The organism is Shewanella inventionis (genome assembly GCF_019931735.1).
GTDB lineage: Bacteria > Pseudomonadota > Gammaproteobacteria > Enterobacterales > Shewanellaceae > Shewanella > Shewanella inventionis.
The window spans coordinates 4,319,750-4,332,569 of record NZ_CP082926.1 but is presented as its reverse complement, the minus strand read 5'-3'; the positions used below and the strand labels follow the sequence as shown (position 1 = coordinate 4,332,569).

At 43.3% G+C, this 12,820-nt stretch carries 12 protein-coding genes and 7 tRNA genes; 16 read left to right on the top strand and 3 right to left on the bottom strand.

All coding sequences use genetic code 11. The features are described from left to right. Positions 1 to 17: 17 nt before the first annotated feature. The 10 genes from pth (at position 18) to K8B83_RS19400 (ending at position 4,045) form a co-directional block, all read left to right on the top strand. Entirely contained in the window at positions 18 to 605 is a 588-nt protein-coding gene (gene pth, locus K8B83_RS19445; protein WP_188739407.1) for an aminoacyl-tRNA hydrolase, read from the top strand. Between the two features lie 78 nt (positions 606 to 683). Continuing rightward, positions 684 to 1,775 (top strand): redox-regulated ATPase YchF, encoded by a 1,092-nt coding sequence (ychF, locus tag K8B83_RS19440; RefSeq protein ID WP_188739408.1) that lies wholly within the window; start codon positions 684 to 686, stop codon positions 1,773 to 1,775. A 204-nt stretch (positions 1,776 to 1,979) separates the two neighbouring features. Beyond that, positions 1,980 to 2,056, top strand: a tRNA-Met gene (locus K8B83_RS19435). A gap of 43 nt (positions 2,057 to 2,099) precedes the next feature. Then, a tRNA-Leu gene (locus K8B83_RS19430) sits at positions 2,100 to 2,184 on the top strand. 49 nt (positions 2,185 to 2,233) lie between these two features. Then, positions 2,234 to 2,308 (top strand) — tRNA-Gln (locus K8B83_RS19425). Between the two features lie 23 nt (positions 2,309 to 2,331). Next, a tRNA-Gln gene (locus tag K8B83_RS19420) sits at positions 2,332 to 2,406 on the top strand. A gap of 5 nt (positions 2,407 to 2,411) precedes the next feature. Beyond that, a tRNA-Met gene (locus K8B83_RS19415) sits at positions 2,412 to 2,488 on the top strand. A gap of 108 nt (positions 2,489 to 2,596) precedes the next feature. Next, positions 2,597 to 2,681 (top strand) — tRNA-Leu (locus K8B83_RS19410). A gap of 64 nt (positions 2,682 to 2,745) precedes the next feature. Continuing rightward, a tRNA-Gln gene (locus tag K8B83_RS19405) sits at positions 2,746 to 2,820 on the top strand. A 169-nt stretch (positions 2,821 to 2,989) separates the two neighbouring features. Then, the gene (locus K8B83_RS19400; protein WP_188739409.1) at positions 2,990 to 4,045 is read left to right on the top strand and encodes a patatin-like phospholipase family protein; all 1,056 of its coding nucleotides are present in this window, start codon (positions 2,990 to 2,992) and stop codon (positions 4,043 to 4,045) included. Positions 4,046 to 4,107: 62 nt separating this feature from the next. On the opposite strand, the gene K8B83_RS19395 is transcribed toward K8B83_RS19400, so the two are convergent. From K8B83_RS19395 to lolB, 3 genes are all read right to left on the bottom strand, one after another. Continuing rightward, the gene (locus K8B83_RS19395) at positions 4,108 to 5,055 is read right to left on the bottom strand and encodes a ribose-phosphate pyrophosphokinase (protein WP_188739410.1); all 948 of its coding nucleotides are present in this window, start codon (positions 5,053 to 5,055) and stop codon (positions 4,108 to 4,110) included. Between the two features lie 91 nt (positions 5,056 to 5,146). After that, positions 5,147 to 6,019, bottom strand: a complete 873-nt coding sequence (gene ispE, locus K8B83_RS19390; RefSeq protein ID WP_188739411.1) for a 4-(cytidine 5'-diphospho)-2-C-methyl-D-erythritol kinase — start codon at positions 6,017 to 6,019, stop codon at positions 5,147 to 5,149. Between the two features lie 39 nt (positions 6,020 to 6,058). Next, positions 6,059 to 6,670: a lipoprotein insertase outer membrane protein LolB gene (gene lolB, locus K8B83_RS19385; protein ID WP_223418744.1), complete on the bottom strand. Its 612-nt coding sequence runs from the start codon at positions 6,668 to 6,670 to the stop codon at positions 6,059 to 6,061. A gap of 236 nt (positions 6,671 to 6,906) precedes the next feature. Between lolB and hemA the strand changes: the two genes are divergently transcribed. From hemA to K8B83_RS19355, 6 genes are all read left to right on the top strand, one after another. Next, entirely contained in the window at positions 6,907 to 8,157 is a 1,251-nt protein-coding gene (hemA, locus tag K8B83_RS19380) for a glutamyl-tRNA reductase (protein ID WP_188739412.1), read from the top strand. 14 nt (positions 8,158 to 8,171) lie between these two features. Then, positions 8,172 to 9,257, top strand: a complete 1,086-nt coding sequence (prfA, locus tag K8B83_RS19375; RefSeq protein WP_188739413.1) for a peptide chain release factor 1 — start codon at positions 8,172 to 8,174, stop codon at positions 9,255 to 9,257. A gap of 9 nt (positions 9,258 to 9,266) precedes the next feature. After that, positions 9,267 to 10,121, top strand: a complete 855-nt coding sequence (prmC, locus tag K8B83_RS19370; protein ID WP_188739414.1) for a peptide chain release factor N(5)-glutamine methyltransferase — start codon at positions 9,267 to 9,269, stop codon at positions 10,119 to 10,121. 122 nt (positions 10,122 to 10,243) lie between these two features. Beyond that, the gene (locus K8B83_RS19365; RefSeq protein WP_188739415.1) at positions 10,244 to 10,639 is read left to right on the top strand and encodes a SirB2 family protein; all 396 of its coding nucleotides are present in this window, start codon (positions 10,244 to 10,246) and stop codon (positions 10,637 to 10,639) included. A 9-nt stretch (positions 10,640 to 10,648) separates the two neighbouring features. Next, entirely contained in the window at positions 10,649 to 11,437 is a 789-nt protein-coding gene (locus tag K8B83_RS19360; protein ID WP_188739416.1) for a transglutaminase family protein, read from the top strand. Between the two features lie 121 nt (positions 11,438 to 11,558). Continuing rightward, entirely contained in the window at positions 11,559 to 12,806 is a 1,248-nt protein-coding gene (locus K8B83_RS19355) for a DUF819 family protein (RefSeq protein WP_188739417.1), read from the top strand. The last annotated feature ends 14 nt before the right edge of the window (positions 12,807 to 12,820 follow it).

The following is a 12,820-nucleotide window of genomic DNA, read 5'->3' as shown; positions in this document are numbered from 1 at the left end:
AAACAGATTAGGTTGTAATGAGTAACATTAAATTGATTGTTGGGCTGGCAAACCCTGGTGCTGAATATGCACAAACTCGCCATAATGCGGGGGCGTGGTACGTGCAAGAGTTAGCGCGTATTTGTAACGCTCCTTTGGTTGCTGACAGTAAATATTTTGGTGTCACTGCTCGTGCGATATTGCATGGTAGAGATGTCCGTTTGTTGATCCCAACAACATTTATGAATTTAAGCGGTAAATCTGTCGCTGCATTGGCCAATTTTTTCCGCATTTTGCCTGAAGAGATTTTAGTGGCCCATGATGAATTAGACATGGATCCCGGTGTCGCTAAATTTAAGTTAGGCGGTGGGCATGGCGGGCATAATGGCTTAAAAGACATTATTGCCAGTTTGGGAAACGACAAAAATTTCCATCGTTTGCGTATTGGCATTGGCCATCCAGGCGATAAAAATAAAGTCAGCGGTTATGTGCTAGGTAAAGCGCCCGCAGCAGAGCAAGAGCTTATAAACGCTGCTATTGATGAAGCCGTGCGTGCTACTGAGATTTTATTCAAACAAGACATGGTGAAAGCCATGCACAGATTACATTCGTTTAAAGCAGAATAAGCACAGCTAGTTTTGTTTTAACACCTTATTCGACATCATTATCCAGTGGGATAATTCTACATATATAAAGGTAAGCATATGGGTTTTAAATGCGGCATTGTTGGTTTGCCAAACGTGGGTAAATCAACGCTGTTTAATGCGTTAACACAAGCGGGTATTGAAGCGGCAAACTTTCCGTTTTGTACGATTGAACCAAATACTGGTGTGGTGCCTGTTCCAGACCCACGTCTTGACGCGTTAGCTGAAATTGTAAAACCACAACGCATATTACCTACCACAATGGAGTTTGTAGACATTGCAGGTTTAGTTGCAGGAGCCTCTAAAGGTGAAGGTTTAGGTAATAAGTTCTTAGCAAACATTCGTGAAACAGACGCCATTGGCCATGTGGTGCGTTGTTTTGAAGACCCAAACATTGTTCATGTGGCAAACAAGATTGACCCAGCGGGCGATATTGAAGTTATTAACACTGAACTTGCTTTAGCTGACCTTGACTCGTGTGAACGTGCTATTTTACGTCAAGCTAAACGCGCCAAAGGTGGTGACTCAGATGCTAAATTTGAAGTGAGCGTACTTGAAAAAATGCGCCCTGTTTTAGATGAAGGCAAAATGTTGCGCTCAATGGAGTTAACTAAAGAAGAAAAAGCAGCCGTTGCTTACTTAAACTTCTTAACCATGAAACCAACAATGTACATTGCTAACGTTGCTGAAGATGGATTTGAAAATAACCCACACTTAGATGTTGTGCGTACCATTGCTGCAACAGAAAATGCAATTGTGGTGCCTGTTTGTGCCGCTATTGAGTCAGAGCTTGCTGAAATGGAAGCAGAGGACCGTGCTGAGTTTATGGCTGATCTAGGCCTAGAAGAGTCAGGTTTAGACCGTGTTATTCGTGCAGGTTACGAGTTACTGAATCTGCAAACATATTTTACTGCAGGCGTAAAAGAGGTTCGTGCTTGGACCGTTCCGGTTGGTGCATCTGCGCCGCAGGCTGCTGGTGTTATCCATACAGACTTTGAGCGCGGCTTTATTCGTGCGCAAGTAATGGCTTATAGTGATTTTATTACCTACAAAGGTGAAGCCGGTGCAAAAGAAGCTGGCAAATTGCGTGTAGAAGGTAAAACGTATATCGTTAAAGACGGCGACGTAATGCATTTCTTATTTAACGTGTAAGCGTTATTTAAGATAGTGATGGGGCGTAAAGTCAGATTAGGGGGAGATTAATTGGTTTTTTTGTCGATTCGGCATCCAGTTTGGTGAAGTTATAGCCGAACAATACGAATTGATGAAAATAGCGAAAAAAACCAGTTGACCTCGATAACCTGAATAAGCATAATACGCCCCGTTCCTCGCCAAGAGGGATTGCAAAAAAGTAGTGGCAATATAGCTCAGCTGGTTAGAGCACAGCACTCATAATGCTGGGGTCGCAGGTTCAAGTCCCGCTATTGCTACCATTACTTTGCACATCTTACTCAAGATGTAAAACTAGAGCGTAGTGCGGGAATGGTGAAATTGGTAGACACGCCAGATTTAGGTTCTGGTGCCGCAAGGTGTGAGAGTTCAAGTCTCTCTTCCCGTACCATTAATTAGAAACGCTGGCTTAGTTAAGCGGGCATTTCAACAAGTTTGATTGGGATATCGCCAAGCGGTAAGGCACCGGGTTTTGATCTCGGCATTCCAAGGTTCGAATCCTTGTATCCCAGCCATTTATTAGTTAGAAAAAGATTATTGGGATATCGCCAAGCGGTAAGGCACCGGGTTTTGATCTCGGCATTCCAAGGTTCGAATCCTTGTATCCCAGCCATCTTTGGCAATATAGCTCAGTTGGTTAGAGCACAGCACTCATAATGCTGGGGTCGCAGGTTCAAGTCCCGCTATTGCTACCATTTTTACAGGGTAGAGTAAGGTCTTAACATTAAGTGATTGCTTATTGCCTGTAGAAGTCAAAGTTTACTCTTGTTATAATTAGGGTATACTCAAAGTTAAAATTTGATGCGGGAATGGTGAAATTGGTAGACACGCCAGATTTAGGTTCTGGTGCCGCAAGGTGTGAGAGTTCAAGTCTCTCTTCCCGTACCATCAAATTGAGTCAAATAGATTTACCTTCTTGATCCACAATAAAAATAATAAATAAACAAATTATTGGGGTATCGCCAAGCGGTAAGGCACCGGGTTTTGATCTCGGCATCCCCAGGTTCGAATCCTGGTACCCCAGCCAAATTCTAAAAAGCTCGTCTTTATGACGGGCTTTTTGCTTTGTATTTTTTAGTGTTTGTGAAGTATCGATAGTCTTTTCCTATTAACACAATTGATTCTATCGGTTATCCAACCACGCCATCGTTGTTTAGAATGACCTTATGCAATTAATTATTAGTATCAGGTCAACTATGAACACCCAAGACTACTCACCATTCACTTCTGCTAAGCAAGGATCCGCGCCCATGACTGCACTCATTGCTGAGGGTGGTGGTCAGCGCGGTATTTTTACTGCAGGGGTACTTGATGCGTGGCTAGATGCTGAGTTTGACCCATTTGATTTATTTATTGGTACCTCTGCCGGATCGCAAAACCTCACCAGCTTTTTAGCCAGACAAAAAGGCTATGCAAAGCGATTAATTCGCGGCTTATCGCGACATAAACGTTTTTACCAGTTAGGTCGTGGTCTTGTTGGTGGTCATGTGGTGGATTTAGATTGGTACTTTGATAAAACCACACGTGGCAGCTTTGCATTAGACTTTGAAACCGCCAGTAAAACGTTAGGGCAGCGACAATTATTAATTACTGCAACCAATGCCAGAGACCGTCAAGGATACTTTTTAAGTCCTAGTGATGATAGTAACCACTGGCGCGAACTGTTAAAGGCATCAAGTGCGTTACCGTTCCTTTATAAGCAGGGTGTTAAGTTAACGCCATGGTTGGCGTCAGATGCGGCAAATCAATCTGCAGAGCAAACTTCATCAATACAAGAAGACTTCTTTTTAGATGGTGGCTTAGCTGCGCCATTACCGGTGCGAGAGGCTTATCAGCGTGGTGCGCGCAAAATTGTGGTGATCCGCACGGTAAACGCTGACTTTCAAGCGCAATCAGCGTGGGTGCATAAGCTTAAATCGTGGATTTGTGTCTCAGGTTATTGCCCTAAAACCATTGATTACCTAGTACAGCATGAACAAGCTTATCAGGAAGAGCTTGCGTTTATGGCTAATCCGCCTGCTGGTGTCGAAATAGTGCAAATTTTTGCTGATGACACTTTGCAGAGCAAATTACTTGGCAGTACCGATGCTGATTTGCGACAAGACTATCGCTCTGGTGTTGCTGCTGGGAATGCATTTTTGCAACGAGTTAATTTGCAACCAGGTAATTTTCAACAAGGTAATGAAGATGAGTTATCGCCAGTTGCCTTTCATGCCCAACATGGTATGCAGCCGCAGGCATTATCTGCATAATCGAGACAATAAAAAACGCACTCAATGAGTGCGTTTTAGTGTGCGACTAATTGAAGGCAATATTAGTGGCGGAACATCGCAGAGATAGACTCTTCGTTGCTAACACGGCGGATGGCTTCAGCAAGTACAGCTGACATGGTCAGTTGAGTCACTTTATCCACTTTAAGCATTTCTGGGCTTAAAGGTACTGTGTCGGTTACGATCACTTCATCGATGACTGAATTTGCAATGTTTTCAGCTGCATTACCTGAAAAGACAGGGTGAGTTGCATATGCAAATACGCGGTTAGCACCATGCTCTTTCAAGGCTTCAGCTGCTTTACATAGCGTACCGCCTGTGTCGATCATGTCATCAACAATAATACAGTCACGCCCTTGTACATCACCAATAATGTGCATAACTTGTGCAACGTTGGCCTGTGGGCGACGCTTATCGATAATCGCAAGATCTGAATCATCTAATAGCTTGGCAACCGCACGCGCACGAACAACGCCACCAATGTCTGGCGAAACCACAACTGGGTTTTCAAGCTTTTTAGCTAGCATGTCTTCAAGTAACACAGGGCTACCAAACACGTTATCTACTGGTACGTCGAAGAAACCTTGGATTTGCTCAGCGTGTAGGTCGCATGTTAATACTCGGTCAACACCAACGCTAGACAAAAAATCTGCAACAACTTTAGCGGTGATAGGCACACGGGCACTGCGCACGCGGCGGTCTTGACGAGCATAACCAAAGTAAGGAATAACGGCAGTAATACGACCAGCAGACGCACGACGAAGAGCATCAACCATTACAATAAGCTCCATGAGGTTATCGTTAGTTGGTGCGCAAGTAGATTGGATGATAAATACATCCGCACCACGTACATTTTCGTTTATTTGAACACTGATTTCACCGTCGCTGAAACGGCCTACAACTGCGTCGCCAAGCTTACAAAATAAACGTTCTGCAATCTTATTGGCTAGATTTGGGGTAGCGTTACCAGCAAAGAGCTTGATGTCGGGCACTTTATGAACCTCAGGTGTTTGCTTTACTATTAAAGGCTAGATCAATTTTACGTGTTATCACTCAAAACTGACCCAGAAGAAAAATATGTTGTTAGAGTTGCTCAAGCCGCGTCAGTAACGGTGACTTGTTCATCCCTTTTGCGACAAAGCCTTGCATATCGGCCGGTAATTCGGCTAAAGCATCTAGGGCCTGCTGCGAATGTGTAAATTCCCCGAACACGCATGCGCCAGTTCCGGTCATTCTTGACGGCGCATATTCTACCAGCCAGCTTAAGGCATTGGCAACTTGAGGGTACTTAGTTGTGACGAGTTTCTGACAATCATTAGTCCATTTTTGTGTCAATAAACTGCTCATGTCTAATTTTGGTGTGTTACGTGGCAGATCAGGATCTTGGAATATCTCTTTAGTCGATACATGTACTTTAGGTACAATGACAAGGTACCAAGGCTCGGCAGGTTGAACGTTAATAAGTTGTTCGCCCACTCCCTCAGCAAAGGCTGATAAACCATTAATAAAAACAGGTACATCCGCACCTAATGCCAAGCCTATTTCTGCAAGTTTTGATCGAGAAACATTGGTATTCCAAAGCGCATTTAACGCCACTAATGTGGTGGCGGCATCAGACGAACCTCCACCTAATCCTCCACCCATAGGGAGTAATTTATTTAACCAAATATGCGCTCCACCTTTATATTGGGTGTAACGTTTTAGTGATTTTGCGGCTTTAAGAATTAAGTTATCTCTGTCAGCGACAGAATCGCCAAGATTTGAATGTAACACCAAATCGGCCGATTCTGTTACATGGAAGTCCAGGTAATCACAATGGTCAATAAACTGAAAAAGTGTTTGTAATTCGTGGTAGCCATCAGGCCGTTGACCTGTGATGTGTAAAAAAAGATTAAGCTTTGCTGGCGCAGGCCAACTTTTAGAGGCAACTGATTTAAGTGAGCTGGCTGATTTCATGTTTTCACTACCTTGTTGATAGATCAATTTACCGTGTGCTTATTTGGTGTTGATCTTTACCGCTGTCCATTGGTTTGTTTGGATCTTTATTTGCACATCATCACGTTCAATTTTTAATAGCTTAGGTACTGGGGCACCACTTTGTTGTTGCCAACTCATAAACGTAACATGCCAATCTGCTTGTGGATCATTGCTAATAAGTTGTTTAATGGTGCCATCAGAATTGTAGCTTACAACCTCATCTTTGCTACTCGTTTGGCCTGTAATCCACAATGGTAAGTTGTCTAACGGAATGGACCAGCCACTAATACCGGTTAATAGTTCTTGGGCATTTCTGTCATGGTAAGTTTTTCCGTCAACTTCGAGTGTGGCCATGCCTTCTGTGGTGGTTAATACCAGCACAGTGGTGCCTAATACTGTGGTTAGGCGTAAATCATTAGCAGTTGGTTGGTGTAACCAATATAAATTGGTACTGAATTTTTCTTCTGCGGTTTTAACGGCAATTTTACCTTGAAGTTCCCAAGCTTTGGCTTGCGAAGCTTGGCTCACATCTATAGGGGTCATTTGCTCTGACGGAGTAATAGTACAACCTGATAGCAAAAACAGGATGACAATAACAGATGTGTGTAACGCGGATATGGATAAACGCAATGGCTTGCCTAGCGGTTGCTTAAGATGGCTTAATGATACTGGGCTTAAGCTATGATGTAAAAATGCTTTTCTAAAATTAATGTGATTTTAATCTAACCCATAAGATAATTGCTTTATATCTAAGAAATAAAAATTTAGACATTTATTCGGTTTTGTTAAGCCAATTGTGTTTTTAGTTGGTTCAATTCAGTAGAATAGCCTAATTAACGTTACCGAAAAGAACTTGATACAGTCAAATGAGCCTAGTAGCAATCGGGATAAACCATAAAACCGCCACGGTAGATTTGCGTGAAAAAGTCGCTTTCTCTCCAGACCGCATTCATGACGCCATGAAAAGCTTGGCGAGTCGCACTCGCACGGGTGAGGCTGTTATTGTGTCTACCTGTAACCGCACTGAACTTTACTGTAATAATGCTGAAAAACAAGACATTATAGAGTGGCTAGAAGATTATCATCAACTCAATCATGATGATTTAATGCCGTGTATTTATGCCTATGAAGAACAAGTAGCGGTTAAACATTTAATGCGTGTAGCTTCAGGGCTTGATTCGTTAGTGTTAGGTGAGCCGCAGATCTTAGGGCAAGTAAAGCAAGCATTTGTTAAAGCCAAAGAGGCGGGTACCACAGCCGCAACAATAGATCGCCTGTTTCAAAATACGTTTTCAGTGGCCAAAAAAGTTCGCACAGATACTGAAATTGGTGCAGCAGCCGTATCAGTGGCTTTTGCTGCGGTGAGCATGGCTAAACATATTTTCTCGTCGTTAAGCACAACCAAAGTGTTGTTAATTGGTGCCGGTGAAACAATTGAGCTTGTTGCGAAACATTTAAAAGATAATGGCGTCGCGTCAATGGTGGTGGCAAACCGAACCATTGAGCGTGCTCAAGCCATGTGCGAAGAGTTCAATGCCACTGCAATTACTTTACAACAAATACCAGACTTTCTCGCAAAAGCCGATATCGTGATATCCTCTACAGCAAGTCCTTTACCTATTTTAGGTAAAGGAATGGTTGAAAAAGCATTAAAACAACGTCGTCATCAACCGATGTTGTTAGTTGATATTGCAGTTCCGAGAGATATTGAAGCAGAAGTCGGTGAGTTAGACGACGCATTCCTTTATACTGTCGACGATCTGCATAGCATTATTGAACAGAACATGGCTTCACGTAAGGAAGCCGCCGAGCAAGCAGAATTAATTACTGAAGAACAATCGCACTTATTTATGGAGTGGATCCGGTCTTTAGAGTCAGTCGACAGTATTCGCGAATATCGCAGCCAGAGCTTGGCGATAAAAGATGAGTTAGTTGAGCGAGCCTTGAACAAGTTGTCTCAGGGCGGTGACAGTGAGCAAGTGATAGTCGAATTAGCAAATAGGCTAACGAATCGCTTAATTCACGCCCCTACGCAATCGCTAACCTCAGCCAGTCGTCAAGGCGATTTGAATACGTTGGGCTTATTAAGAACTGCGCTTGGTTTAGATAAAAACTAAGGTTAGCGAGCTAAATGAAAGAATCCGTTATCCGCAAGCTAGAAGGCTTGCTTGAGCGTAATGAAGAAGTATTGGCATTACTAAGTGATGCTAGCGTGATTGCGGATCAAGACCGCTTCCGTGCATTATCAAAAGAATACTCACAGCTTGAAGATGTTGTCAGTAGTTTTAAGGCATTTCAACAAGCGCAAAAAGACTTCGAATATGCCAAAGAAATGCTTGAAGAAGACGATGCTGACATGCGCGAAATGGCGCAAGAAGAGTATAAGCAGTCAAAGCAGATCCTTGAAAGGCTAGAAGCCGAATTACAAATTTTGTTATTGCCAACAGATCCAAACGACGACACTAACGCGTTTCTTGAGATCCGTGCTGGTGCAGGTGGTGATGAAGCAGCGATTTTTGCTGGCGACTTATACCGTATGTATTCACGCTACTGTGAAGCTAACCGTTGGCAAATGGAAGTCATGAACCTCAATGAAGGCGAGCATGGCGGTTTTAAAGAAATCATTGTCAAGGTGAGTGGCGAAGGTGCCTACGGTAAACTAAAATTTGAATCAGGCGGACACCGGGTGCAACGAGTCCCTGAAACCGAATCTCAAGGCCGTGTGCACACATCTGCTTGTACTGTAGTGGTACTGCACGAAGTCCCTGAAGCTGAAGCGATTTCGATTAACCCTGCCGATCTTAAAGTGGATACTTTCCGTGCATCAGGCGCGGGCGGTCAGCACGTTAACAAAACCGACTCTGCCATTCGTATTACCCATATTCCGTCGGGCATTATTGTTGAATGTCAGGATCAACGTTCGCAGCATAAAAACCGTGCCCAAGCCATGAGTGTATTGGCAGCTCGAATTCAAGCTGTTGAAGATGAAAAACGCCGTAGCGCCGAAGAGTCGACTCGTCGTAGTCTGGTTGCCAGTGGTGATCGTTCTGAGCGCATCAGAACGTATAACTACCCACAAGGGCGCGTAAGCGATCATCGCATTAACTTAACCTTATATCGCTTAAATGAAGTGATGGAAGGTGACTTAAATGCGTTGCTTGACCCCATCATGCAAGAACATCAGGCTGATATGCTTGCAGCCCTTGCAGACGAATAAGGAGTGAACTTGTCTCAGTCTTCGTATTCAACTATCGCTGAAGCCCTGCAATGGGCTTATTCACAATTAGCGGCTACTTCAGAATCTGCTCACGTAGATGCTGAGGTGTTGCTATTGCATTGTTTGAATAAAAACCGCAGCTTTTTATATACTTGGCCTGAACGGCAGCTCACAACAGATCAGTTTAAAGCGTTTAGCCAGATGGTGGCTAAACGCCAATCAGGTTTGCCAGTTGCACATATCATTGGCGAGCGAGAATTCTGGTCACTCCCTTTTATTGTTAATGATTCGACACTGATCCCAAGACCCGACACTGAAATTTTGGTTGAAACGGCGCTGAATTTAACCTTACGTCATAATGCTAAGGTATTAGATTTAGGTACTGGCACAGGCGCAATCGCCTTGTCTCTGGCGTCTGAGCGTCCAAAGTGGCGTATTACTGCCATTGATAATGTGCCAGGTGCAGTTGAATTAGCTAAAGCAAATCGTGCTAATTTGAACCTACCTGATGTTGAAATTATTCAATCTAATTGGTTTTCAGCCGTTGAACATCGTGACTTTGACTTAATCGTTTCTAATCCACCTTATATCGATGAAGCTGACGAGCATTTGAATATGGGGGACGTGCGTTTTGAGCCACAAAGCGCCTTAACCGCAGCAGACGAAGGTTACGCCGATTTATTTCACATTGCCGATACCGCGCGTTCACATTTGCTAGCTGGTGGGTACCTGTTGCTTGAACATGGTTATGAACAAGCCATCAAAGTGCGTGAAAAACTCATTGAACTCGGTTATCAAAACGTTGCTACTGTGCGTGATTTTGGTAGTAACGACCGTTGTACCTTAGGCCAATGGATCGATTGATTATCTAATTACACATCGCGGCCAACTCCCCTGAATATTTTTACAGACCATGATATTGGTATACGTAAAGCTGTTCTAGTACACTAGCCGCCATTTTATTTATTATCTTAAGAGACTTAGCAATGGAAACATTTTACAGTTTATATCCAGCAGTAAAGCACTCTCACATGCTGTTAGTCGCATTAAGTGTGACCTTTTTTGTTGTGCGTTTTGTGCTGCATTTACGTCAGTCTCCAATCATGGAGAAAAAGTTTGTTAAAGTGGCACCGCATGTCATTGATACTTTTTTACTACTGTCAGGCTTTACGCTTTGCTTTATGATCAAACAGTATCCGTTTGTCGACCCGTGGATGACCGAAAAAATCATCTGTGTGGTGGCTTACATTGCATTAGGGATTATGGCGCTTAAATCAAACCGAAATAAACTGTTTAAGTTTTTTGCGTTTATCGGTGCAATTGGTTGGGTAGTGCTCGCGGCCAAGCTGGCTCATTTTAAACAAGTCGTATTAATGGGTTAATTGGGTTTAATGGCAAAATATCTTCTCAACGATGCAGTTTCTATTCCAGAAACTGCATTTGAACTTTCTGAACACCTTGGTTTTTCGGCATCTAAACCTGCTATGTGGGCTTGGTATGAAATGGCCGGGGCTGTGCTTAGTCATTATGTTGTTGACCAGCAATCGCGTTTGCAAGGCTTATTTAAATGGTTTTACAACGACTTAGGTTTTTGCGCTCGTGACAACTACTTTAGTATTGAGGCCGCAGATTTAAGTTATTGCGTGCTTAAACGCCAGGGTAACAGCACGACTTTGTCTATACTGCTGATTTTGTTGGCAAAGCAACTTGATTTAACGCTTGAGGCTATCTTGCTTCCGGGCAATACTGTGCTCAAAAGTCAGGTTAATGACGTGGTTAAATACCATGATCCATTGACCGGTAAAGAGCTCAGTCGTCACCAACTGCACGCGTTAGTGCGTGGCGAAATGGGTAATGCCGCTAAATTAAAACCAAGCCATTTAAAACCTGCTACCTTAAAACGTTTGATTAGCCGAATGCTGCATGAGTTAAAAGCAGGTTGTATTGTTAATCAAAAGTTTGAGTCAGCAATGGAGTGTTGTAACTTATTATTGCAGTGGCATCCTGATGATGTTCACCTCAATCGTGAGCGCGCTTTTATTGCCCAGCAATTAGGCTGTATTAAAGTGGCGATGTCTGATTTACAACATTTTATAGATTTAAGCCCACATGATCCGGTAATCGAACTGGTTAAGATTCAATTAAAAGAATTGAGTCAACATACTCAGGTTTACCATTAAGTTAGGCGCACGCTGTTTTACGTATGTAAAGCAGCGTAACATAATAATAGGCTTTTAAAAGCCAGTTAAAGTAAGTACCTATAACTATTATAAATACTGCATTTGCAAGGGAGAATACTGCATGACCACGTCAGCTATGGTGAGCAATGATGCCACCGCACTGGGTTTACTCGCCGTTATTTTAGGGTTTGTGTTTTACACCAGCTCGTCGCCACATCCATTTTGGCAAAAGTTTTATAAATATATTCCTGCATTGCTGTTATGTTATTTCTTGCCTTCATTGCTTAACACCTTTGGCGTTATTGATGGCCATGCATCACAGTTATACTTTGTTGCATCACGTTATTTGCTTCCAGCCTGTTTGGTATTGCTCATTTTAAGTGTCGATTTAAAAGCTATTTTAGGCCTAGGCCCTAAAGCGGTAATCATGTTTTTAACCGGCACATTAGGTATTGTAATTGGTGGCCCTATTGCCTTGTTACTTGTGTCTATGATTGATCCAAGCTTGGTTGGCAATAATGGCCCTGATGCCGTTTGGCGCGGTATGACAACTCTTGCAGGCAGTTGGATTGGCGGCGGTGCAAACCAGGCCGCAATGAAAGAGATTTATGAGGTTGGTGGTGAGATTTTCTCGGTAATGGTGACAGTCGATGTGATTGTGGCCAACATTTGGATGGCGGTGTTGCTATTTATGGCTTCTAAAGCCAAAGAGATCGATGCCAAAACCGGTGCTGACACCAGTGCAATTGAATCGCTTAAACAAAAAGTTGAAAAATACCACGCTGAAAACTCGCGGATCCCGTCACTTCGCGACATTATGATGATTGTGGCCGTTGGTTTTGGTGTAACAGGTTTTGCCCATTTTGCTGCCGATTTCTTAGGGCCGTTTTTTGAAGCTAATTATCCCTGGACAGAAGATTACAGCTTAACCTCTAAATTTTTCTGGTTAGTGGTGATTGTAACTACAGTCGGTTTAGGCCTTTCGTTTAGCCCTATTCGCCATCTTGAGGCCGCTGGAGCCTCTAAAATTGCGTCGGCATTTTTATACATTTTAGTTGCCACTATTGGTTTGCACATGGATGTATCGAAAATAATGGACACACCGATTTATTTCCTTGTGGGCATTGTGTGGATGATTGTACATGCAGGCTTGATGCTATTTGTGGCTAAACTGATTAAAGCGCCGTTGTTTTATATGGCGGTGGGCAGTCAAGCTAACGTGGGGGGCGCGGCTTCCGCTCCTGTTGTTGCAGCAGCGTTCCACCCAGCCCTTGCGCCAGTTGGGGTGTTATTGGCCGTATTCGGTTATGCATTAGGTACCTACATGGCATGGCTATGTGGTCAGTTATTACAAGTTGTCGCAGGTTAATGCGCAAAGAGGTT

Excerpts from the sequence above, each read along its gene's own strand:
- K8B83_RS19355 (WP_188739417.1), top strand. The coding sequence starts at position 11,559 with ATGACCACGTCAGCTATGGTGAGCAATGATGCCACCGCACTGGGTTTA.
- ychF (WP_188739408.1), top strand. The coding sequence starts at position 684 with ATGGGTTTTAAATGCGGCATTGTTGGTTTGCCAAACGTGGGTAAATCA.
- prfA (WP_188739413.1), top strand. The coding sequence starts at position 8,172 with ATGAAAGAATCCGTTATCCGCAAGCTAGAAGGCTTGCTTGAGCGTAAT.
- pth (WP_188739407.1), top strand. The coding sequence starts at position 18 with ATGAGTAACATTAAATTGATTGTTGGGCTGGCAAACCCTGGTGCTGAA.
- K8B83_RS19365 (WP_188739415.1), top strand. The coding sequence starts at position 10,244 with ATGGAAACATTTTACAGTTTATATCCAGCAGTAAAGCACTCTCACATG.
- ispE (WP_188739411.1), bottom strand. The coding sequence starts at position 6,019 with ATGAAATCAGCCAGCTCACTTAAATCAGTTGCCTCTAAAAGTTGGCCT.
- hemA (WP_188739412.1), top strand. The coding sequence starts at position 6,907 with ATGAGCCTAGTAGCAATCGGGATAAACCATAAAACCGCCACGGTAGAT.
- K8B83_RS19400 (WP_188739409.1), top strand. The coding sequence starts at position 2,990 with ATGAACACCCAAGACTACTCACCATTCACTTCTGCTAAGCAAGGATCC.
- K8B83_RS19360 (WP_188739416.1), top strand. The coding sequence starts at position 10,649 with ATGGCAAAATATCTTCTCAACGATGCAGTTTCTATTCCAGAAACTGCA.